The organism is uncultured Arcticibacterium sp. (assembly GCF_964021845.1).
Classification (GTDB): Bacteria; Bacteroidota; Bacteroidia; order Cytophagales; family Spirosomataceae; genus Arcticibacterium.
On the sequence record NZ_CAXHZC010000004.1, the window covers coordinates 312,102 to 335,885 of the forward strand.

Below are 23,784 nucleotides of genomic sequence, written 5' to 3' on the forward strand. Positions count from 1 at the left end.
TCTTTATACTATTGACAGGCATCTTAATGGCTTTACATTTTTATACTGGGATATCATGGGTCTGGGCGGTTTTACCGCTTTTTTTATTTGGGGCAATGGTGGCTTATGGCTCTGCCAATATTAACTCCCAGTTTTTCATAAAAACGCTTTGTCATGGTGATAAATCTAAAAAACAGATTGCTCTAACTTTTGATGATGGACCTCATGCAGAGTTTACTCCCAAGATATTAGATACCTTAAAGAAACATGGTGTAAAAGCCACCTTCTTTTTGATTGGTAAAAATATTCCTGAAAACCCAAGGGTAGTAAAAAGCATTGAATCAGATGGTCATTTGATTGGAAACCACAGTTTCTCTCATGCTAATACCTTTGCTTTTAAGTCGGTCAAAATTGTTAAAGACGAGTTAAAACATACCAACCTTTTAATAGAAGGAATCACAGGAAAGAACCCGATGTTTTTTAGACCTCCTTTTGGTGTAACCTCGCCTAGAATAGCTCAGGCGGTAAGTAAGCTTGGTTTTAAAACCATCGGCTGGAGTATTCGCTCTTTAGATACCACGGATGATTCTGCCGATAAAATCACTGAACGAGTGACTAGCCAAATTAAAGGAGGAGAAATAATATTGCTTCATGATACGTTCTTGAAAACAAACACGGTTTTAGAAAACATCTTGATTTATTGCAAGAATCAAAATGTCGAAATCGTACCTTTGGATAAAATGTTGGCTGAAAAAGCATATGTCAAGAAAAATTAAAATATACCTTATTCATTTTTTTATTCTTTTAGGATTTGGGGCTTTTGCCCAAACGCCTAAAGGCTTTAGTATTTTAAAAGACCCCAGCTCTTTGAAAAAGAGTTTGATAGAAGAAAATCAGAAGATTAATACCACTGAAAGCGATTTTTTTCAAGAAAAATACTTGAGTGTTTTATCTGAAAAGATAGAGAGCAAGGGTAGCTTTTTCTTCAAAAAACCAAACGAACTTCGCTGGGAATATACTTCGCCATTTGAATATGTGATAGTGCTTACTAGTGGAAAAATGTACATCAAAAATGACGGAAAAGTAAGTCGTTATAATGTCAATTCTAACAAGATGTTTAAGGGGATTAATGATATGATGATGAGTGTGGTAAATGGTAATCTCTTTGAAAATCCTGACTATAAAGTTAAATATTTTGTGAGCTCAAAATCGTTTTTGATAGAGTTGCTACCAGCAAATGTCACCACCCAGAAGTTTCTGAAATCTATTCAAATGACGGTGAATAAAACTGACTTTGAAATAGAAAATGTGCGTATGACAGAACCAGGGGGAGATTATACCAATATCAAATTCCTAAACAGAAAAAATAACGTTGTTATTTCAGATGCTAAATTTAAGATTTAGTATTGGTCTACTTTTAATTATGCTTACTGGCTGTCATCAAGGTCAGTATAAAAGCTTAATTCCAACGGAAAATGTTGGCGAAAGGAGTTTGAAACCAATTTTTGAGGATAGGTTTAATTCTTACCTTTTCAAAGCCAATATTCAGGTTTACACCAAAAAGTTTAGTGGGCTGTTAGTTACGAAGCAAACGCAACTGGGCACTTATCGTGTGATTTTTACCACAGAAATGGGCATGAAGCTCTTCGACTTTGAGATTAATCAAAAAGAAAGCATCGTACACTACAGCATCCCTCAGTTTGATAAACCACTATTCATGGACACCATCAAAAAGGATCTTCAGATTCTTCTAGTGAATGGTTTAGATAAAAATGCTGCTGAAGTTTTCAATGATAAATCGGGGCTTTTGGTCTATAAATATCCTTTTGATGTAGGTAGTACCTATTACTATCAAGGTGAAAACCTTTCTAGGATAGAACATGCCGAAAGGAACAAAAAGAAGATTGTTTTTACATTGAATAATTATGAAGACGATTTTCCCCAAAATATTTCTATCCAACATTACGGATTCCGATTAAAAATTGACTTGACGAATTTACAGAAATCATAAATGCTTTTAGATAGTTTTTTTCAGATTAGGCGTATAAAAAAAGGAGAAACTAATGTAGTTGAGATTAGCTTAAACCCTAATCACGATATTTACAAAGGACATTTTCCTGATATGCCTGTGGTGCCTGGTGTATGCCAAGTTCAGATGTTTAAAGAGATACTGGAGGTTTTGGCAGGGTCCAAATTACAATTGATTAAAGATGTCAATATGAAGTTTATTTCGGTTTTGAATCCGCTAGAAAACCCTGATTTGACTTTTGAGTTTAAATATTCCGAAGCAGCTGATGGTATCCTAAAAGCAAGTGGAACTTTAAAAGCAGGGGAGACCAAATTTTTCTCAACAAAAAGTAGCTATACGGTTAAGTGAGTGTTGCATTGAAAATGGAGGAACTGGGCTGTTGTGTACTAATTCCTACCTATAATAATGAGAAAACACTGGCGGAAGTTATTAAAGATGTTTCTGCTTACGCCAATGATATAATTGTCATTAATGATGGCTCTACAGACAGCACAGATGAAATTCTTAAAGAGCTTTCAGGGATAGAAGTTATCTCATATAACAAGAATAAAGGCAAAGGACATGCCCTGAAAACTGGACTTTTAAGGGCGAAAGAAAGAGGTTTTACCTATGCCATTTCTATTGATTCTGATGGGCAGCATTTCGCCGATGATATTCCTGTTTTTTTGCAAGCTATTGAAGAAAATCCTGGAGCTATGCTGATAGGAGCGAGAAACCTGCAGCAAGAGAATATGCCGCAGAAAAATACCTTTGGTAATAAATTCTCAAACTTCTGGTTTAAGCTAGAAACGGGCATTGACCTACCAGACACGCAATCGGGCTTTAGGTTATACCCGCTGAAAGAACTAGAAGGTATGAAGCTTTTCACTACAAAATACGAGTTTGAAATAGAAATCATGGTAAAAATGGCATGGAAGAATGTTCCAGTTTTACCTGTGCCTATTAAAGTTTTTTATGCCAAAGGAGATGAACGTGTTTCGCATTTTCGTCCTTTTAAAGACTTCTTTCGCATCAGTGTTTTGAACACTTATTTGGTTACGCTGGCTTTTCTGTGGTACATCCCTGTTCGTTTCTTTAAAAAACTGAACAAGGAAACTATAAGTAAATTTATCCAGGAAAGTCTCTTGAATAAAGAAGAATCGGCATCTATGAAAGGACTAAGTGTCGCTTTTGGCGTTTTTATGGGTATAATTCCTATTTGGGGTTATCAGCTCATGACTGCCATTTTTCTATCGCATTTATTGAAGCTTAATAAGGCCATCGTCATTATTGCGGCCAATATAAGTTTCCCGCCTTTTATTCCACTGATACTATATGGGAGTTTGAAGACTGGTCAGATTTTACTGAATCAAAAAACTTCCATATTTCCAGATGAGTTAAGTTTGGACGTAGTTAAGGAACAACTGCCAGCGTATATACTTGGTAGTTTTGTGTTCGCTACTTTCATGGCAATTTTGTTCGGGCTAGTTACTTTTGTTGCCGTTAAAGTAAGTAGGTCAGGTAAGTTTTAAGAATGAGTCTATTTTTTACATCTATATATAAGTATTTCAAAAAGCGAAGAGCTTTACTGTTTGGGCTTTTGGGCTTTTTGGTAGTTTTCTTGGCTTATAATGCGTCGCAAATAAAGCTGGAAGAAGACATTACCAAGATGATGCCGTCTACTGGTAAAATCAGGACCATTAATGAGACCTTAAAAAGCTTAAAGAGTTTAGATAACATTGCTGTCAATATTTTCTTTGAAGATAGTACGGTGAGCGGTCAGGAGTATCTTTTAAAGGAATACGCCGAGGCTTTTATGTCAAAGCTTTTAGAACTTGACTCTACTGAGCATTTGATTTCGGATGTTTCCTTACAAATGGAAGACGAGTCATTACTCACAGTGAATGACATTTACTTAGAAAACCTACCCGTCTTTTTAGAAGAAAGTGATTACGAAATTCTAAGCCAAAAGATAAGTCCAGAAGCCATAGAAACAGGAATGGCTAATAACTTCAGGAATTTGATGTCGCCTTCAGGAATGGCTTTGAAGCAAAACATCCTGAAAGACCCACTGGGGATTTCAGGTCCTGTTTTAGAGAAATTAGCATCACTCCAAGTAGAAGATAACTTCGAATTGGACGAGGGCTTTGTTTTTACTAAAGACAAAAGAAATCTGCTTTGTTTCATAAAACCAGAGGTTTCTTCCCAGAATACGGCAGAGAATAAACTGCTAATGGAGTACATTGACGAGGCTATAGCTTTCGCTCAAAGTCAAAACGGGGAGGAGGCAATCAAAACAGAATATTTTGGAACCGCGGTGGTAGCTACTGGCAATGCTAGCCGAATAAAACAAGATATTGTTGTCACTTTGAGCATCACTATTATTGCTCTTTTTGTCTTGATTACTTACTTCTTTAAAAGGTGGAGTTCGTTCTTCGTTATTTTTATTCCTGTGCTTTTTGGTGTGCTTTTCTCTATGGGGATGCTGTTTTTGATACGTGATAGCGTTTCGGTAATAGCCATTGGTGCTGGTTCGGTGGTGTTAGGTATTTCGGTAGATTTTGCCATTCATTTCTATGCTCACTTTAAGCATACTAATTCGGCTGTGGCGACTATTAAAGACCTCGCTTTCCCATTGACACTTGGTGGTTTTACTACCATTGGAGCTTTTCTAAGTTTACTTTTTGTAGATTCTGAGGCTCTGCAAGACTTTGGGATTTTTGCGGCATTGACATTAGGTGGGACTGCTTTATTTATCTTGATTTTATATCCTCATTTGCTCAAAGAGTATAAACGCGACGAGGCATTTGTCTTAAAGGAAAACTTCATCACCAAAATTGGGAAATATCCATTTGAAAAGAATAAATGGCTAATTGCCTTTATCTTGATTTTAGCATTTGTTTCCATTTTTACATCAAAGAAAGTGGATTTTGAGTCTGACATGATGAAAATGAATTACATGTCAGATGAAACGCGAGAGGCGGAAAAACACCTGAGTAGCTTAAGCCATGATTACGGCACTTCTACTATTTATCTGGTAGCCAAGGCCAATGAACTTAACGATGCTTTACTTCATACAGAAGCAAATATTCCTTTATTAGAAGAATTAAAGGAGGAAGGAAAAATCAATAAGTACACCGATGTTGATGCTCTTTTACTTTCAAAGGAAGAACAGGCAAAACGTATTGACAGGTGGAATGCTTTCTGGACCGAGGAGAAAAAAGCGAGTGTAAAAGAAAGGTTACTTACTGAAGGGAGCAAATACAAATTTAAAGCAGATGCTTTTAGTTCTTTTTACGCTCTTTTAGATAAAGACATTACTCCTATTGATGAGGCTACTTATGGCGATTCAGGAAAAGGTATTCTAGAGAATTTTATATCAAATGGAAATACGGTTATTACCACGATAAAGGCTCCTTTGGCTTATGAAAAAGAGATAATTGATGCCTTTGAGGGGAATGTTGGAATTGACATATTTAGTAAAAAGTATTTGACAAATAGCTTCGTGCTAAGTATCAAAAACAACTTTAATCTTATTTTAGGTATATCTTCTATTCTAGTTTTTGTCTTTCTTTTGATTTCATATGGAAGGCTAGAATTGGCACTAATTACCTACATTCCTATGATAGTGAGCTGGCTTATTATTCTGGGCTTGATGGGCATGTTTGGGCTGAAGTTTAACATTATCAATATTATCATTTCAACCTTCATTTTTGGACTTGGAGATGATTACAGCATCTTTATTACAGATGCTCTCAGTAACGAATACAAGACAGGAAAGAAAAACCTCTCTAATTATAAATCTTCCATTTTCCTTTCGGCATTTACTACCATTATTGGTATTGGTGTTTTGGTTTTTGCACAGCATCCAGCCCTTAAGTCCATTGGCTTAATAGCGGTTATTGGTATGTTTTCGGTTCTACTGGTTTCGAATACCATACAGCCGGCTCTTTATAATTTTATGATTACCAAAAGAGCAAAGAAAAAGCGAGTGCCGTTAACTATAATGGGGCTAATACGTTCCATTTTTGCTTTCGTATATTTTGCTATTGGTTGTTTTATAGTCATGACGGTTGGTATAGTGATTTTGAAATTACTGCCTCTTCCGCTAAAGACAAGGAAACGCTGGTTTCATAAAGTCAGAAGCTTGGGTGCCAAGTCCATGATTTATGTCAATACCCATGTGACTAAAAGAAAGGTCAATCCGCTCAATGAGAATTTTGAAAAGCCTGCTATGGTGATTACCAACCATCATTCCGTGATAGATTCACTACTCATGCAGTCTTTAAGCCCAAAACTTATTTTGATGGTGAATGACTGGGTTTGGAAAAATACTTTCATGGGCCCTATAGTTCGTATGGGTGGCTTTATTCCTAAAGAGGCTGGATATGATGAAAACCTAGTTCAGATTCGTGAATTGATAGCGGAGGGTTATTCTATCGCCATTTTCCCAGAGGGCTCGCGTTCACCTTCAGAAAAACTAAGAAGATTTCATAAAGGAGCATTTTTTCTGGCTGATAAACTGGATTTAGATATAGTCCCAATCATTTTTCATGGTACGGCCTATGTGCAAGGCAGAGAAGATAATTTCTTGCTGAAACCTGGCGAGATTACGGTCAAATATCTGCCAAGAATTAAACCTGATGATAGTAGCTTTGGAGAAGGGTACGCAAAAAGAACTAAAGCCATAAGTGCTTATTTTAAAGAAGAATACGCTAACTTAAGAGCCGAAAGAGAAACTGTTGATTATTTCTTTGACAGACTCCGCACTAACTATATTTACAAAGGCCCGGTGCTAGAATGGTACATGAAAATTAAGGTTAAGCTAGAAGAAAACTATAAGCTTTTTGATTCCATTCTGCCAAAGAAAGGAGTCATTTCTGATATTGGTTCGGGTTATGGGTTTTTGCCGCTCATGTTAGGCTTTAGGAGTAGTGAACGCACCATTTATGCAAGTGATTATGACGAAAACAAGATAGCAGTTGCCAATAATTGTTTTTCAAAAACAGAGAATATAAGTTTTGAAACTGCCGACGCAACCAAAAGTGATTTGCGTAAAAGTGATGCTTTTGTGCTGAGTGATGTGCTTCATTATTTGCCATCGGCAGAACAAGAAAAACTCATAGTAAAAACGATAGAAAGCCTTAATCCGAATGGTTTGATATTGATAAGAGATGGCGATAAGGATTTAGAAGAAAGGCATAAAGGCACTAAGTTGACAGAGTTTATGTCAACCAATATTGGTTTTAATAAGACTCAAAATAAGCTAGCCTTTTTGTCGGGCAGGTTCATTGAGAAAATTGCGACAAAACACAAACTAAGTTTTGAACGAATAGATAATACTAAAAACACTTCTAACGTGATTTACGTCCTGAGAAAATAGATGCCAAAATTTGACTACGTAATCATAGGAAGTGGCTTAGGAGGCTTAGAATGTGCCTATACGCTGAGTAAAGAAGGCTTTAGTGTTTGCGTTTTAGAGAAGAACAGGCAGTTTGGCGGTAGCTTACAAATTTTTGTGAGAGATAAGGCTATTTTTGATACGGGAGTACACTATTTGGGGGGCTTAGATGAAGGGCAAAACCTAAATCAGTTTTTCAAATATTTTGATATCATGGATAAATTAAATCTTCATAAGATGGATGAAGATGGCTTTGACAAAATATCTTTTGATAATGACCCCAATGTTTATAACCATGCCCAAGGCTACGAAAATTTCATAGACCAACTTTGCGTCCAGTTTCCAGAAGAGAGAAGTGCAATTGAGCTTTATACTAAAAAGATAAAGGAAGTTTGTGATTACTTTCCAATGTATCGATTAAAAGAGGCCAATAAAAGTGGAGACCTGGGTCTTAAGTATTTAGATGTAAATGCGAAAGACTTTATAGCTTCAATCACGGCTAATAAAAAGCTTCAAATGGTGTTGGCAGGTTCAAATCCACTTTATGCCGGTGACGGAGATAAAACGCCACTTTATGTGCATGCTTTGGTGGTGAATACGTACATAGAAAGTTCTTATAAATGCATTGACGGAGGCTCACAAATAGAACGGTATTTGACAAAAAATATCAAAAAACTTGGGGGTACGGTAAGAAATTATGCAGAGGTGGTGGAAATAGTAGAGCACGATGGTAAAATTCAATATGTGCTACTAAAAGATGGTGAAAAAATAGAAGGGAAAAACTTTATTTCTAACATTCACCCAGCTAATACCATGAAAATGCTGGTGTCTAGTCGCATTAAAAAAGCTTACAGAGGAAGGGTTGAGAATTTGAAGAATTCATCTTCAGCCTTTGTTCTTGATGTGGTGCTTAAGCCAGGAACTTTTAAGTATAAGAACTTTAACTACTATCATTTCTCAAGAGATGATGTATGGAATAGTGTAAGTGTAAAAGGAGAAATGTGGCCTGACTCTTACTGTGTGTTTGTGCCACGGTCTTCAAAATCTACAGAATACGCTGATAGTTTGACCGTGCTGAGTTATATGAAATTTGAAGAGGTGGCTCAGTGGCAAAATACTTTTAGTACTATACCTCATGCCCGAGAAAGTAGAGGACAGGGCTATGAAGACTTTAAAATACAAAGGGCAGAAAAGCTCTTGGATGTGATTTATAAGCGAATTCCGGAGCTTAGGAATTGCGTAAAATCATTTACCGCAGGAACTCCACTGACTTACAGAGATTATATAGGAACGGATGATGGTAGCCTTTATGGTATCTCTAAGGATTATAAGGAACCATTGAAAACGTTTATCTCGCCAACCACCAAAATACCAAACCTGTTTTTTACAGGTCAAAACTTAAACATGCATGGCATTTTAGGTGTGACAGTGGGAGCGGTAAGAACCTGTGAAGCTATTTTAGGACAAGATTATTTGATTAAGAAAATTAATAGATGTTAAGCCGAATCCAGACAGATGTGCTGGTAATAGGAGCAGGGCCGGCGGGGTGTTTGGCTGCTGCAATCTTGAAAAAACGTGGTTTTGAGGTTGCTGTGGTAGAAAAACAAAAGTTTCCGAGGTTTGTGATTGGGGAAAGTCTACTACCAAAAGTGATGGAGCCGTTAGAAGCGGCAGAACTACTGGAGGCTATCAAAGAAGTGGGTTTTCAAGAGAAAAAAGGTGCCATATTTGTTCATGGAGATAAAGTTTGTGAATTTGACTTTAGCGAAAAATTTACAGAAGGTTGGGATTGGACCTGGCAAGTAAAGAGAGCTGATTTTGACAAAGTTCTGGCAGATGAAATTGAAAGAAAGGGTGTCAGTGTTCTTTATGAAACTGCTGTGTCAAAAATAGAGTTTTCTGGCACAGACTCGGTGACAACAGTAGATTGTGTAGATGGAAGTCAGTCAGAAATAGCGGCAAAGTACATAGTAGACGCAAGTGGGTATGGGCGAGTTATCCCCAGAATGTTAAATTTAGAACAAGCTTCATCACTTTCTCCTAAGCAAAGTTTATTTGCTCATATTAAGGATGAGAAAAGAACAGATGAAACCAGAATCATAGCACTTATTTTAAAAGATAACACTTGGGCTTGGATTATACCATTTTCAGATGGAAGCACATCTTTAGGTATAGTTTCGGATGCAGCATATTTTAATTCGTTTTCGGCAGAGCCAGAAAATCAATTAAAAGAAATTATTGAAAGTAATAATTTTTTGAAAGCTCGTTTTGGTGAGACTGAATTCATTTTTAACCCTAAAAAACTAGGAGGCTATGCCATTTCCTGTAAAAAACTATATGGGGAGGGTTTTGTTTTGGTGGGTAATGCCACGGAGTTTTTAGATCCAATTTTCTCATCTGGAGTTACATTTGCGGTAGAATCAGGGCATTTAGCGGGTAATATGGTTGCCGACTTTTTAGAAGGAAAAAAGGTGAACTGGGAAGAAGACTATAGCACTTACATGAAGAAGGGGATTGAAGTTTTTAGAGCCTATGTGGAAGCATGGTATAGTAGAGATTTACAAAAGATTTTCTTTGCTCCTGAACCTGATTTAGAGATTAAACGACAAATATGTTCTGTATTGGCGGGTTACGTTTGGGATATGGAAAACCCTTTTGTTAGAAAACCAAGGAGAGCTCTTAAATCGCTAATTTCATTTTTAGAAATGCAAAATAAGCCAATAAGATGAAGAGATTTTGGAAAATAGGAGCCTATCTACTTGGGAGCATAGTTGCTTTGCTAGTGGTGCTGATGCTGTGCTTTTATTTTTGGGTCAAAATAGATGAACCCAAACCAGAATTTTCAAATTATTTAGAGAAAGACAGAGAGAAAATAGACGAAGATTTTTACAAAATAGAAGATAACTGGCTCAAGAAAAGTGAGACGGGGCTTTGGGAATTATATGTAAAAGGAGGAGGTTTTGAGCGTGGCGTAATGGAGGGCAAGCTCCAAAAAGAACTAGCGGCTCAGCAGGAAGAGGCTTTTGTGAATCAAATAAACAAAATGATTCCGTCTAAGTTTTTACTGCGTCAAATGAAGTATTTCATTGCCTATTTTAATAAGGACCTTGATGATCATATTACGCAGGAGTATCAAGAGGAGATATATGGAGAATCCCTTTTCGCCTCTGACGAATATGATTATATAGCTCCAAAGTATCATAGGATGCTGAATTATCATGCCGCTCATGATATTGGGCATGCTTTGCAAGGCAAAAACTTTAAAGTGGGCTGTACTTCTTTTGCTGCCTGGGGAGATAGAACGGCGGATAGTACATTATTGGTAGGAAGGAACTTTGATTTCTTTGTGGGCGAAGAGTTTGCCAAAAACAAGGTGGTCAATTTTGTCAATCCGAGTAAAGGCTATAAACTTATGATGGTATCATGGGCGGGTATGATAGGTGCGGTTTCTGGAATGAATGAAAAAGGATTGACCGTTACTTTAAATGCCTCTGAATCTGAAATTCCTACTACGGCAGCTACACCAATATCTTTAGTGGCAAGAGAAATATTGCAGTATGCGAAGAACATCAAGGAGGCCTACGCTATAGCCCAGAAAAGAAAAGTGTTCGTTTCAGAGTCTATTTTGATAGGTTCGGCAGAAGATGGTAAAACGGCCATTATTGAAGTAAGTCCAACTAAAACAGATTTGTTTGAAGGCAGGTCAAATGACTATCAAATATGCTCTAACCACTTTCAAGGGAACGTGTTCAAAAATGATGAAATAAATCTTAATAACCTTGAACAAAGTTCTTCTGCTTATAGGTTTGAATTAATGACCGAACTAGTAAATGAAGGCCCAAAATTGACAGTGCCAGATGCTGTGTCAATTTTAAGAAATCAAACAGGCTTAAAAGGAGAAAACCTTGGTATGGGAAATGAAATGGCTATTAATCAATTAATAGCCCACCATTCTGTGGTTTTTAAACCAGAGAAACTTCAGGTTTGGGTTTCTACCAATCCTTATCAATTAGGTGCGTTTGTTTGTTATGACTTAAATAAGGTTTTTGCTTTGGCGGATACATTAAGATCTAAAGTGGAGCTTTATGAAAAGCCTCTGAATATTGCGGCAGACCCATTTTTAAAATCGGAAGAATATCAGGATTTTAAAATTTTCAAAAAGCTAAAAGCTAAAGTGCAAAGCGGAACTGACATATCAGAAGAAGAAATTAAGCTTTTAGAGGCGAGTAATCCAGAGTATTTTGATACTTATATTTTAATAGCCGATTACCTAAATAGTAGGGGAGAGGGGAAAAGGGCTTTAACATATTATAATAAGGCTTTGATAAAGGAAATAGCCACTGGCTATGAGAAAGAGAAGGTTTTGGCTGCCATAAAAGAAATTAAAGAAGAGGAATGATTCCAGAAATAGAGTTGAAATCATTGGAAGAACAGCGTGCTTTTCAAGAGCAAAGGCTTCCTGATCTATTAGCATATTTAAGTGAGAAATCGGTTTACTATAGAGAACTATTTGCGGAGCACAATATTGATATTAAAAGCATTAATAGTTTAGAAGCACTTCAAAGAATTCCGGTGACCACTAAAGAAGATTTACAAACTAGGAATCAAGATTTTGTTTGTGTTTCACCACGTGAAATAATTGATTATATCACTACTTCTGGTACCTTAGGAGACCCTGTAACCTTTCCTCTAACGGATAAGGATTTAGAACGACTAGCTTATAATGAGTGCATTTCGTTTGCCTGTGCTCAAGGCTCCGCAGACGATATTTACCAACTAATGACCACCATGGATAAGCGTTTTATGGCAGGGTTGGCATATTTTATGGGTATCCGTAAATTGGGAGCTGGTGTGGTCAGGGTAGGAGGAGGTATTCCAGAACTACAGTGGGATACTTTAAAACGCATTAATCCTACGGCTTTTGTCACGGTGCCTTCTTTTCTTTTAAAGCTTATTGAGTATGCAGAGGCAAATGGTATTGATTATAAAGCTACCCAGATAAATAAGGCTATCTGTATAGGAGAGTCTTTACGAAATGAAGATTTTTCATTGAGCACGCTTGGTGAAAAGATAAAGGAAAAATGGGATATTAAATTATTTTCCACCTACGCTTCTACAGAGATGAGTACAGCTTTTACCGAGTGTGAGGCTGGCTTAGGCGGGCATCACCATCCAGAGTTGGTTATTGTAGAGTTTTTAGATGAACAAAACCAGCCAGTAAAAGAAGGCGAAGCAGGTGAAGTGGTGATTACCACTTTGGGTGTGGAAGGTTTGCCGCTTTTAAGATTTAAAACTGGCGATATATGTTACCATTATAAAGAGGCCTGCAGCTGTGGCAGAAAAACCATAAGACTTGGGCCTATTATAGGGCGTAAAAAGCAGATGATAAAGTATAAAGGAACCACCCTTTATCCGCCTGCTTTGTATGATATTTTGAATGATATAAACGGGATTCAAAACTATTTGGTAGAGGTGTTTACCAACGAGCTAGGAACTGACGAAATAGTGGTGAAAGTAGGTAGTAAAGACAATTCACCGAGTTTTGAAAAGGAAATAAAAGACCATTTTAGAGCGAAACTTAGGGTAGCACCCAAAATAAAGTTTGAAGATTCTGAGCTAATAGACAAACTGAAAAATCCTAAGTTAAGCAGGAAACCTGTCTTGTTTCACGACCTAAGAGTTCTTGCCTAATTTACCAACCTTGGTTCTACGGGTATCCACCACTAGTTTGAGTTGAAGGCTGGGCAAGAGTACTTCAATTTTGTGTCCGTTTTGATATTCTACACGTCCTTCCATATCCATTAGCGGTCCAGATTTAAGCTTTATTCTGTCGTTAGCTTCAAATTCTTCAGTAACAATTTCCGAGTGCTCAAAGTCATTCAGCATGTTTTTAATGGCGGCTATTTCTCTGTCTTTAACAATAGCAGGCTTTTCTAACCAAAAAAGGTAACGTACCACTCCAGGTACGGCAAAAACCTTGTTTCTAAAATGTTCCTCTAGTCTTACAAAAATGTAAGACTTAAAAAGTGGTTCTTCTACCACTTTCTTTCTGTCAGACCATTTTCTTTCTGTTTTGAGAACTGGGCAGTACGTTTCTAATCCAATGTTTTGAAGCCTTTGGGCTACCATTTTTTCGTTTCTCGGTTTGGTGTATAATACGTACCAGTTCATTTCTGTTTCAATCTTATTTAGCCAATCTAAGAGGTTTATTTTAGACGAACAAGTTGAGAGGCTTTAATTGAAAAGACTTCACTGTGCTCAAATCTTGTCAAAATCAAGTTTATAAATACAATCATTATATTCTTGAAAAATGTTGGTTTAATTGTTTTAGGATTAGAGTTTATAAACCGTTTAAGTCTTAGTTTCGTATTCAAATTTCAAGACTTTATATATTTAGATAATCATCGAAATATTTTAATAGTAAATGTTTAATTCAGACCAAGGTCGCGATTTAATTAGTCCAGAGGATTATAGTTCACTTCTTGCGGCGTCTCCCTATGTTCCGTTTTTGGAGCCTTTGCCTTTCGAAATGAGGGCTAAGGTTTTTGAAATGGTAAAGTCTGAAAATATTGAGTATCGCTATATAAATGGCTCTTGTGAAGATAGAGCTCACTTCCTCTGTTTACTGCTCAGAAAGGAAGGTATTTTTACGGGTAAAATATGGAATTTTGCTCCTGCTAGATTTTCATTATTGTCAGATGAGTTATTTAATATCCCAGACCCCTTTGGCATTTCAGAAACTACCAACTGGGGGTATCATGTAGCCCCATATTTTACAGCATATAATGAAGAGGGAGCTGTAGAGACTTTGGTGATTGACCAGTCTTTTAATCCCGAAGGGCTCATACTTCAAGAAGAATGGTTAGAAAGAATGAATTGTCCTAAATCATTATATCTTTTGACCGATGTAGATTGTTACCTTTTTAATTCTCTGGATGGCTTTTTAGAAGAAAATACCGAAAAGCCTTTGGGGCAATATTATCCACCTACTTATTTGCCTTCCATAATTACAGGAAATTTCTGGTATCTTAATGTGGGTGACGACTACGTTCAAAGGGGCCTTGCTATCAATGACTTGGCTCTGAGAATTCATGAAGGAAAAGGTAGTTTTGACAATAAGGAATGGGTATTCTTGGAACAATTGTTAACTAATTTTGATTGGCTGGTTAACTATACTTTTTTGCCCAAGCCAGTAGATTTATCAAATAAGACCAACGATGCCTTAATGCAGTTTTATAACGAAAGATACATTCACTGGAGCAATAGACTATGGGAATTATTCAATTGATAGGCTTTGGAAATAGAAATTAAAGAAATACAGGCATCAGAAACTTGGAATTTAAGACATACGGTCATGTGGCCAGCTATGCCTTTTGATTATGTCAAACTTGAGGAAGATAAACATGGAATGCATTTAGGTCTTTTTAAACAAGAAGATCTAGTAACGGTGGTTTCATTGTTTTTTAAGGGGGATGAGGTTCAATTTAGAAAACTGGCCACCAAGGTCTCGGAACAGGGGAAGGGCTATGGTACCCTAATTCTGGAGCATATAGTGTTAATATGTAAAGAAAAGGCTGTTAAAAAACTATGGTGCAATGCTCGTGTAGATAAGACCGGATATTATAAGAAGTTTGGTTTAAAAGAAACAGAAAATAGATACACAAAGGGAGGAATTGACTTTGTGATTCTAGAAAGACTTTTTTAAGCTTAAATGAAAAAAAACATGGCCATGACTTTACGCCACAACCATGCCTTTACTCGAAATTTTATAGGGTTGAATAAATCAAATTGATGTTATAGATCTTAAATATCTTGTTGTCATAATTCGATGTTCAAATGTAATATATCAAAGTTTTTGAACCGTCCTTGACTGTCCTTAAAAGCGTAAAATATTTAATATTTTACCTTCTTTTTATCCAAATTTCATGAAAGGGGTCGCCCTTACTGCTTAGTCCCTTGTGGTGCCATTCCCCATTAATTATTTCATAATCAAAGCTAAGTTCGGCTCCTACTCTTGAGTTATCACGTGAAAAATATTCTATGTGTTCCGTATACTTTCCATTGTCAATCAGGTATTTACCACCACCAGTGCCAGAAAACTTCATAGAGGCTGTGTCAAATGCTATCCATTGGAAATAGTCATTGAAAAGTACTTTCATGGTTTTACGTGTACCGCTGGTATCTCTTCTGCTTAGCCCTTCTTCATTTATTCTTCCACCCATGAGCCATTTTCCTTTTAAGGCCTGGTTTGTCTCTTTTTGTAGTTTCCATGAAGCTCTCTCTGTATAAGAGTGAGATTTCAGTCCATCTTTTTCGAAGTCTGAGTTGAACTCAAAATTGACTAGGTATGTGTTCTCTTCTTTTTTGTAGAAACCGCCTTTAGTGCTTATAAAAGTAGCTGGCGAAGCTATAAAGACAGATTCAATGAAGTACTGGTCATCCACAAAGATTCGATGAATTTCCTCTTGCCCTTGCTTGTTTTCTGTTGAAAACTGATAAACCTTTTGAGCTTTTAGTAATGGTGTAATTCCTAAAAGTAGTATAAAAACTAGTCTGATAGGAAGTGATATTTTAGAAGTAGTCATGATGAATGTCTTTAAGAGTTAAAGAATAATATGACTAAGATAAACAGTAAATGCTGCTTTGTTTCTATAAAATTTAAGATGGTTTCGTTAGGGAATTGAAATCATACATACCTAGCGACGGGTGAAACCCCTTGTGGAATCATTAATTGATTGTTCTTTGACGGAATTTTGGCTTTTATACCACAAAAATCGTGACAAAACTCATTTAACCCTTCGTCAATAAATCTAACTCTGCCACACCTTTACCATCTGGAGTGGTGTAAAATGGTCTTTGTTCTATTTCGTAATTGGTGTCTGGTGAAATACCCAAAGCATGATAAATGGTTTGATGAACACCGTCAATTCTGATAGGTTTTTCAATGGATTTGCAAGGCCTTTCGTCGGCAGTTTTTCCATAAACATGTCCTTTTTTTATACCACCACCAAAAAGCAACATAGAGCAGCCATCTGTAAAATGACGGTGCATGCCATAATTTTTCATGTCGTTAATAATGTCTGGTACTTCTACTTGGTCTTTCACCTTTAGATCTGGCCTTCCTTCGGTAAGCATATCTCTGCTAAACTCACTGGCTACTATGACTATGGTGCTGTCCAACTTTCCACTTTTTTCTAAGTCCTTAATGAGTTGAGAAATAGGGGCGTCAATTCTCTTTTTCATTTCTGCCAATCTTGTATGTCCATTGTCATGGGTGTCCCAGTTCATAAAAGGCTCATATTCTGAAGTTACGGTTATAAACCTAGCACCTTCTTCCACCAACCGTTTTGCCATTAGGCAGCCTAAACCAAACTTTCCAGTGTTGTAAGTGTCGTAGCTTTCTTTAGGTTCTAAATTGATATCAAATGCTTTGGCCTCTGGCGAATTAAGTAGAATGTAAGCCTGTTCCATAGACCTTTTTAAAGACTCTTTCTGATAGTCGCTGCCAAACTCTCCCATGGCAGATTCACTCAAAAGTTGATTGTATAGTTGATTTCTACTTTCAAATCTTTTGGTAGACATACCAACGGGCGGCCGCACGCTATCCAAACCTGAAGTTGGGTCTGGAATAAGAAAAGGGCCATGTTCACTGCCCAAAAATCCTGCACTATGAAATGCCTTTAATTCTTCGCCTTCACCTACTTCAAAACGCTGCCCAATGTTTATAAAAGAAGGAATGACTTTGTTCAAAGGCCCCAACTCTTTAGAAACCCAAGAACCCATGTGCGGCACGGTGACAGACTGCGGAGGTTCATAGCAGGTGTGAAAATGATACTGATGACGTGTATGTAAAATGTGTCCTAGGTCTGCCGCTACGTAAGAGCGTATTAAACTTCCTCTGTCAATAATTCTTCCGATTGATTCCAAACCTTCGGAGAAATGGATGCCGTCAAGTGCGGTGGGCACAGATTTAAAGGTGCTCAGTACACTGTCTGACTGCATACCTTTGGTAAATGGCGTGTACTTTTTTGGGTCAAAAGTTTCTGTATGAGCCATCCCACCAGCCATGAAAAGTAATATGACAGAATCCGCTGTAGCGGTCAATTCTTTATTTGGCGAACAAGAGGATAATAAGCTGGAGATAGGGGAAGCCATGCCCATGGTAGCCACGGCTGCAGCACTTTGCTTGATGAAATCTCGTCTGTCCCAATATTTTTTCATACTTAATAAACTAGTTGAAATTCTGGTAATAAAACCACCGACCATATAAAGTCTTGAATACTTTCTATTTTTGGTTTGCTGCCTAAAGATGCTCGGGCTATCTCCCTTTCTTTTTGACTTGGGTTTCTGGCCAATGCCTGTTTAAACATTTCAGAAATGAGCGTGTCTGTTTCAGGATATTTCGCTTGCCAATTTTTAGCACCCTCTTTTAGTACTTGGTTTAATAGCTCTCCGTTGGTCATCTCTAAGGCTTGAAGTAGGTTTCCTTGCGAATCTCTGCTGGTGCTTACCACTTCTCTGTTTGGTCTGCCTAAGGTTGTTAAGAAAGTGTTGTTTTGAACCAAAGACGCTCTCGCTTTCTTTTCTTCTGGCAGGTAAGCTACTAATTCAAAGGGCTCATATTTTACCTCATCTATCTTGAAAACGGGAGCAAATAATTGACTTACAGCGTCTGAAAACTGCTCGGCAGTCATTCTTTTTCTGACCATGCCCTTAAACCTATAAGTATCATCTACCAGTAAAGTAGAGTTTTCAAAAGCTTGTGAAGGCATTTGATAAATTTGGGAAGTGGAAATGAGATAAATAAGCTTTTTGATATCGTAGCCCTTGTTTACAAAATCAACAGCAAGCCAGTCTAATAAATCTTGGCTCCATGGTTCATTATCCATTTCGTCTACGGGTTCTACCATGCCTCTGCCTAGCATTTGTTTCCAAACCCTGTTGACTATGGTTCGGTAGAGCCTACCATTGGCAGGCTGTACCATTTTTTCTGATAGTTGCTTTAGTTTTTCTGTTCGGCTTGCTTCACCGTCTATTTCTCCCAAGCTAGGCCAAAGAAGCCTTGTAGGAGCAAATTTGCCCATAGGAACTTCGCATCGATTAATTTCTAAAGGTTCTTCAGAGAAGATATTGGCAAAAGCATAAGCATCCTCTAGTTTCCAGTCGCTTACAAAGCTGTCATGACAGGAGGCACATTTAAGATTTAGCCCAAGAAGCACTTGTCCTACATTCTGAGCGGCTTGCATTTCTGTTCTTTGACTGGCATTGACAGTGCCACGCCACTGAATTCCAGCTATAAAACCTTTTGAGGCATCATCTGGATTAAGTAATTCTTTGACAAATACATCATAGGGTTTGTTTTGACGTAAAGACTTATAGAGCCAATCAGTCAAGTTATATCTCCCGCCGGTAATATACCCAGTTCCTGAATAGTCATTTCGGAGGGCATCATTCCAGAAAGTAAGCCAGTGTTGGGCATAGCTATCATTGCGGTCAAGCAGTTTTTGAACCCAAACCTCTCTTTTGTTTGGATGAGAATCAGCTATGAATTCATTAAGGTCGGCATTGGAAGGAATTAGCCCAACAATGTCTAGATAAATGCGTCTTAGGTAAGTTCTATCATCTACTGGCTGCCCCCAGTTAATTTCATTTTGTTTGAAATATTCATTCACCCATAGGTCTATAGGATTGCTAAGGTTTTTTGATTTGACAGGTAATGCCGGACTTCTCGGAGCTAATGCTGCCACTCTGAAAATAGAGGATTGCAAAGCACCATCCGACCAAATTGCTCCTTTATTAATCCATAGTTCTATTAGGCCAATTTCGTTTTCACTCAGGGTTTTACCTTTTGAAGGCATTACATCATCATGTCCTTTTGGTAAAATGATTCGCTGATACAAATCGCTTTTCTTGGCGTTTCCCGGAATAATGACTTTGCCAGATTCACCACCTTCAAAAACAAAATCCTTTTCGTCTAAACGTAATTCACCTTTTTGTTTGGCGGAGCCATGACATTTATAACAATTATGAGCAAAAATGGCTCTGACTTCATTGGTAAGTTTAAGCTGATTTGCTTCGCTCAGGGTATCACTTTGATAAGCTAAAAGGTTTCCAGTGCTTGCTAAACGAGTATTTTGGCTAGGTAAAACCTCGGTCAAATAGGTTTCTCCATGAGTCATACTGGCTCCAAAATGACCTGCTACAGAAACACCAATAGCAGTTAAGAATAAAAATATACGGTAAGGTAAAATGAATTTGACCTCGTTTTTTCTTAGTATTTGATGCAGAAAAAACAAAAGCAAAAGGCTTAAAACACTGCTGCTAATTCCTGCCCATTGATGAATGAATAAAACATCACCATCAAGGTTTTCGTTTTGTGCCAATAGTAAACCAAAAGCAGCTGAGATAATGGCACTAGCGGTACCTAAAATAAGAATAAGGTTTATGCTAGGTCTTAGTTTTGAATTGAAATTCTTAAAGCTTAAGAGTTCAAAAAGAGCAGCTAATAATAGAAGGCTTATGGGGAAATGAACCAGCATGGGGTGAAGCCTTCCCAGAAAGGAAAACAACCAAAAAGGCTCCGATGAATCGGCACTTTCTGTTAAGAAAAGTAAGATTAAATTTAGCATAAATTTCTAGGAAGACTCTTAATACCAACATGGATACTATAGTCTTGATAATATGGTTAGGGCATAAAATGCCTTATTCAAACTTAGTTTGAATAGTTTATTAAACCGTCCTTAACTGTTATAGACTTATTCCGCTCTCTGGCTAGTTTTTTCAGCAGTAGGGAAGTCAGCAGGGATAGGAATAGTTACTTTGCCAGTAGCCGCCCATTCAGAACCTCTTAGTAAACTTGTGATAAAGCCCACGCAAGAAACTGAGTAATCTACATGACCCATTGGCGTATGGAAAATACGTCCTTTACCGTAATCAATAGTCATTAGCATAGGCTCATGTCTATCTGTTCCACTAAAATCTTTGCTAGAGTATGCTGTGGCTAATACGTTCATGTTTTTAGCAGGGCCTCTTAATTTATCGTAAAGTTCGTCTTTAGTATGCAGCCATTTTAGGGGCATTCCTTTGGTAATAGGATGCTCAGTGTCTCTAATTTGAATTTGATATTCGTGCTGTGCACCATGATGTCCAGCTTTTCCTGCCGTCATGTCTTTTTGTAGGTTACCATCATTATCATAATAAACATACGGGCCATCTTTTTCTGTACGGTCGCCCCAGCCACCAATGGCTATCATTTCATTATAGGCCGCCCAGTCAGGAAAAGAATTATCTGCAGCATGAATGACTACTAATCCACCACCAGATTTGATGTATTTTTCAAAAGCCTTTTGCGTAGCATCAGGCCATGGAGCAGCATTCCATCCAAAATTACATATCACGAGGTCGTATGCTTTGAAATTAGGTTTGAAGTTTGGGTCTGTTTTAGATTTTGGCAAAGCTTCCGTGTTTTCTGTTCCTGAGATAGGAAAGGCTTTAATGAATTCTTCACCTTGCCAAGTGAAAGCACTTCTTTTTACATCTACCTTAAATTTGCCTGTTTCTTCTAAGTAGTCTTTCATCATGTGGGTGATTTTAGGCCACTGAACATGATTGTTTTGACCATCTACTATCAGCGTTTTTATTTGAGCTTGCGAAGTGATGCTTATTAGAAGAAATACTAGGCCAAGGAGGGCTTGTTTAAATTTCATATTAAGAGGGTATTATATGATTGGTTGAATATCTTAATCAAAAATAATGTTCTTTCCTGAGATATGCTCTTAATTTTGGCAATTCAAAAATAGAACCGAAAGGTATCGGAGATGCGAAATAGTAGAATGGCAGTATCTGCCTTCTTTTTTGTCAATGGCTTTTTATATGCCAATTTGATGGCTCGGCTGCCTGAGTTACAGTCCTTTTACAATATAAGTAATAGCGTACTAGGAACGCTACTTTTCTTGGTAGCTGCTGGTGCCATGACCGCTATGCCTTTTACAGGGTGGTTAACCACAAAATACGGTTCAGATGGCATCACTAGGGTTTCAGGTATACTTTTCTGTCTCTTTACACCTTTTATAGTGCTATATCCTAATGTGGCTTTTGCTGGATTTTTTCTGTTTCTTTTGGGCACCGCCACAGGCTCTATGGATGTATGTGCCAATGGGCAGGCAGTTTATGTAGAAAGGCTTTGGGGCAAACCCATTATTTCTTCCTTTCATGCCGTTTTTAGTATTGGAATGGCTTTGGGAGCAGGGAGTGGTGCTTTGTTTTCTCATTTTGATATTAGCCTATTAATACATTTATCCAGTTTATGTACGGCTAGCCTTTTTATCGTTATTATCGCGTCCTTTTACCTAATTAGTGATAAAGATGATGTGGATGAGTCTGGCGAGGATTCTAGTGGCTTTAGGTGGCCTTCAAAAGCCATTATTCCTTTAGGGATTATTGCTTTATGCTCCATGATAGGAGAAGGTTCTATGACAGATTGGTCTGCCATTTATATGAATACCGTGGTGGGGCAAGAGCCCACTTTTAGTGCCATAGCCTTTGGTGTTTATGCAGGAGGTATGACCCTTGGGAGATTATTTGGAGACAAACTGACTACTTACTACGGCAGGAAAAAACTTTTGAAATATGACGCCATTTGTGCTATCATAGGTTTAGGTATTGCTCTGGCTCACGTTTCAGTTTTTACCGCATTTTTAGGCTTCTTTTTGGTAGGTTTAGGTGTGGCTACTGCTGTACCAATTATCTTTTCTTTAGCAGGAAACACCAAAGGCGTAAAACCTGCGGTGGGCATAGCCATGGCTACCAGTATAGGTTATACGGGATTTTTTGTAGGACCTCCTAGCATCGGTTTTTTATCTGATATTTTTGGTTTAAGACTAGCTCTTTCGGTGGTACTGTTACTCTTTGGTCTAATGCTTTATCTGGTTTGGAAATACATTGACGAAAAAGCTTAATCTAAGAGCTAACTATTATTTATTCTGAGGTAGCTTTTTTACTAACTCTTAGAATAATATATCCCACTATTCCTGAGATTACAGAACCAGCTATAATTCCCACTTTAGCGGAGTCCATGTAGGTTGGACTGCCTGAAAAAGCTAGATTCGCTATGAAAATAGACATGGTAAAACCCACACCCGCTAAAATAGAAATCCCTATTATTTGGAAGTAATTAACATCTTCTGGGAGCTCTGCTAGTTTCAGTTTAATACTTATGTAAGATAATAAGGAGACACCTACAAACTTACCAACGAAGAGTGCTAGGGCAAGATTGACAATTAGGGGTACATCTAAGACCATGTCGTAGCCAAAGATTACACCAGCATTTGCCAAAGCAAAAACCGGCATGATAAAATAGGCTACCCAGCCATGTAATTGATGCTCAAGTTTTTGAAGCGGAGAGTTGAATTTATTTGCTACCTCTTGAAGTTCTTCTATCTGTACTATTTGTTCTTTTGACAGCACAGGCACATCTGGGTCTTCAGATTTACTGATGCGTCTAACTATATGCAGGAGCCTCTGCTTAAAAGAAGCTATATTTATTTTTTGACTAATCGGCACGGTAAACGCCAGAAGTACTCCCGCGATAGTAGGATGAATTCCCGATTTTAAGAATAAATACCAAACTATAATGCCCAATATTAAAGTCACCATACCAGAATAAGCACCTTTAAAAGAGAGGTATGATAAGAGTAAAAAAGGAACTAGGGTATAAAGTATCAAATACCAATCAATGCCCGTACTATAGAAAATGGCAATTACCAAGACCGCACCTAAATCGTCAATAATGGCAAAAGCGGTCAAGAATATCTTAAGGCTGAGGGGTACTCTTTTTCCTAATAACTTAATAATGGCTAAAGAAAAAGCAATGTCGGTAGCCATAGGAATACCCCAGCCATTTGCAGTTTCTGGGGAATCATTTAAAAAGTAAAATAAGGCAAATGGTGTGACCATACCACCAATGGCGGCAAAGAGCGGAAAAGTAGCTTTGCGAATAGAGTTGAGCTCACCTACCAGAAGCTCTCTTTTAATTTCAAGACCTATTACAAAAAAGAAGATGGCCATAAGACCGTCGTTTATCCAGAGTATCAGCGGCTTTTTAAGTTCAAACCCTTCCGAACTAATCCCGATTTTATAATCCCATAACGATTGATAAGAGTCACTAAAGGTGGAGTTTGCCCAAATCATGGCAATAGCCGTGGCAGTAAATAGTAAAATGCCACTGGCACTTTGGATTTTAGCAAATCTTTGGAATGGTGTGAGAAATATCTCTTTTATCATGTTTTTTTGTCGTGTTTATCAATGAATCTCTTAATCCCTAATTTCGGGTAAAACGTTGATATTCACATGGAATTTGGCGTGATTTTTAGCCAAGAAAAGACAAAAAAGGATTATC

Annotated in this window: 19 protein-coding genes; 13 read left to right on the forward strand and 6 right to left on the reverse strand. The window is 37.6% G+C overall.

What is annotated here, in order from left to right:
- Positions 1-26 precede the first annotated feature (26 nt).
- The 10 genes from AADJ06_RS13675 to AADJ06_RS13720 are packed head-to-tail and all read left to right on the forward strand — an operon-like array spanning position 27 to position 13,079.
- The gene (locus AADJ06_RS13675) at positions 27-755 is read left to right on the forward strand and encodes a polysaccharide deacetylase family protein (RefSeq protein WP_341227030.1); all 729 of its coding nucleotides are present in this window, start codon (positions 27-29) and stop codon (positions 753-755) included.
- Positions 739-1,383 (forward strand): outer membrane lipoprotein carrier protein LolA, encoded by a 645-nt coding sequence (locus AADJ06_RS13680; protein WP_341227031.1) that lies wholly within the window; start codon positions 739-741, stop codon positions 1,381-1,383. Before AADJ06_RS13675 ends, AADJ06_RS13680 begins: the two co-directional genes overlap by 17 nt.
- Positions 1,364-1,990, forward strand: coding sequence for a hypothetical protein (locus AADJ06_RS13685; RefSeq protein ID WP_341227032.1), 627 nt, complete (start codon positions 1,364-1,366; stop codon positions 1,988-1,990). The genes AADJ06_RS13680 and AADJ06_RS13685 overlap by 20 nt, the downstream gene beginning before the upstream one ends.
- The gene (locus tag AADJ06_RS13690) at positions 1,991-2,356 is read left to right on the forward strand and encodes a 3-hydroxyacyl-ACP dehydratase (RefSeq protein WP_341227033.1); all 366 of its coding nucleotides are present in this window, start codon (positions 1,991-1,993) and stop codon (positions 2,354-2,356) included. It begins immediately after the preceding gene.
- Positions 2,353-3,519 carry a DUF2062 domain-containing protein gene (locus AADJ06_RS13695; protein WP_341227034.1) on the forward strand — a complete coding sequence of 389 codons (1,167 nt, stop codon included), beginning with the start codon at positions 2,353-2,355 and terminating at the stop codon, positions 3,517-3,519. The genes AADJ06_RS13690 and AADJ06_RS13695 overlap by 4 nt, the downstream gene beginning before the upstream one ends.
- Positions 3,520-3,521: 2 nt before the next feature.
- Entirely contained in the window at positions 3,522-7,370 is a 3,849-nt protein-coding gene (locus AADJ06_RS13700; protein WP_341227035.1) for an MMPL family transporter, read from the forward strand.
- Positions 7,371-8,888: an NAD(P)-binding protein gene (locus AADJ06_RS13705; protein WP_341227036.1), complete on the forward strand. Its 1,518-nt coding sequence runs from the start codon at positions 7,371-7,373 to the stop codon at positions 8,886-8,888. It abuts the gene before it with no gap.
- Entirely contained in the window at positions 8,882-10,117 is a 1,236-nt protein-coding gene (locus AADJ06_RS13710) for an NAD(P)/FAD-dependent oxidoreductase (RefSeq protein ID WP_341227037.1), read from the forward strand. Before AADJ06_RS13705 ends, AADJ06_RS13710 begins: the two co-directional genes overlap by 7 nt.
- Positions 10,114-11,787, forward strand: coding sequence for a C45 family peptidase (locus tag AADJ06_RS13715; RefSeq protein ID WP_341227038.1), 1,674 nt, complete (start codon positions 10,114-10,116; stop codon positions 11,785-11,787). Before AADJ06_RS13710 ends, AADJ06_RS13715 begins: the two co-directional genes overlap by 4 nt.
- Positions 11,784-13,079: an AMP-binding protein gene (locus AADJ06_RS13720; protein ID WP_341227039.1), complete on the forward strand. Its 1,296-nt coding sequence runs from the start codon at positions 11,784-11,786 to the stop codon at positions 13,077-13,079. Before AADJ06_RS13715 ends, AADJ06_RS13720 begins: the two co-directional genes overlap by 4 nt.
- On the opposite strand, the gene AADJ06_RS13725 is transcribed toward AADJ06_RS13720, so the two are convergent.
- Positions 13,062-13,559 (reverse strand): UpxY family transcription antiterminator, encoded by a 498-nt coding sequence (locus AADJ06_RS13725; protein ID WP_341227040.1) that lies wholly within the window; start codon positions 13,557-13,559, stop codon positions 13,062-13,064. The genes AADJ06_RS13720 and AADJ06_RS13725 overlap by 18 nt on opposite strands.
- 253 nt (positions 13,560-13,812) lie before the next feature.
- Here AADJ06_RS13725 and AADJ06_RS13730 point away from each other — a divergent pair, with 253 nt between their 5' ends.
- Together AADJ06_RS13730 and AADJ06_RS13735 are read left to right on the forward strand one after the other, a co-directional pair.
- A complete protein-coding gene (locus AADJ06_RS13730; RefSeq protein ID WP_341227041.1) occupies positions 13,813-14,676 on the forward strand; it encodes a protein-glutamine glutaminase family protein in 864 nt (287 codons plus the stop codon).
- Between the two features lie 6 nt (positions 14,677-14,682).
- Positions 14,683-15,093 carry a GNAT family N-acetyltransferase gene (locus tag AADJ06_RS13735; protein ID WP_341227042.1) on the forward strand — a complete coding sequence of 137 codons (411 nt, stop codon included), beginning with the start codon at positions 14,683-14,685 and terminating at the stop codon, positions 15,091-15,093.
- Positions 15,094-15,289: 196 nt separating this feature from the next.
- On the opposite strand, the gene AADJ06_RS13740 is transcribed toward AADJ06_RS13735, so the two are convergent.
- The 4 genes from AADJ06_RS13740 to AADJ06_RS13755 all read right to left on the reverse strand — a co-directional run bounded on the left by AADJ06_RS13740 (position 15,290) and on the right by AADJ06_RS13755 (position 21,094).
- A complete protein-coding gene (locus tag AADJ06_RS13740) occupies positions 15,290-15,973 on the reverse strand; it encodes a membrane or secreted protein (protein WP_341227043.1) in 684 nt (227 codons plus the stop codon).
- Between the two features lie 205 nt (positions 15,974-16,178).
- Positions 16,179-17,609, reverse strand: a complete 1,431-nt coding sequence (locus AADJ06_RS13745) for a DUF1501 domain-containing protein (protein ID WP_341227044.1) — start codon at positions 17,607-17,609, stop codon at positions 16,179-16,181.
- 2 nt (positions 17,610-17,611) lie between these two features.
- The gene (locus AADJ06_RS13750; protein WP_341227045.1) at positions 17,612-20,017 is read right to left on the reverse strand and encodes a PSD1 and planctomycete cytochrome C domain-containing protein; all 2,406 of its coding nucleotides are present in this window, start codon (positions 20,015-20,017) and stop codon (positions 17,612-17,614) included.
- Positions 20,018-20,143: 126 nt separating this feature from the next.
- Positions 20,144-21,094: a ThuA domain-containing protein gene (locus AADJ06_RS13755; RefSeq protein WP_341227046.1), complete on the reverse strand. Its 951-nt coding sequence runs from the start codon at positions 21,092-21,094 to the stop codon at positions 20,144-20,146.
- A gap of 126 nt (positions 21,095-21,220) precedes the next feature.
- Between AADJ06_RS13755 and AADJ06_RS13760 the strand changes: the two genes are divergently transcribed.
- Positions 21,221-22,345, forward strand: a complete 1,125-nt coding sequence (locus AADJ06_RS13760) for an MFS transporter (RefSeq protein WP_341227047.1) — start codon at positions 21,221-21,223, stop codon at positions 22,343-22,345.
- A gap of 19 nt (positions 22,346-22,364) precedes the next feature.
- Here the strand turns inward: AADJ06_RS13760 and nhaA are convergent, their stop codons facing one another.
- A complete protein-coding gene (nhaA, locus tag AADJ06_RS13765; protein WP_341227048.1) occupies positions 22,365-23,669 on the reverse strand; it encodes a Na+/H+ antiporter NhaA in 1,305 nt (434 codons plus the stop codon).
- Between the last annotated feature and the right edge of the window lie 115 nt (positions 23,670-23,784).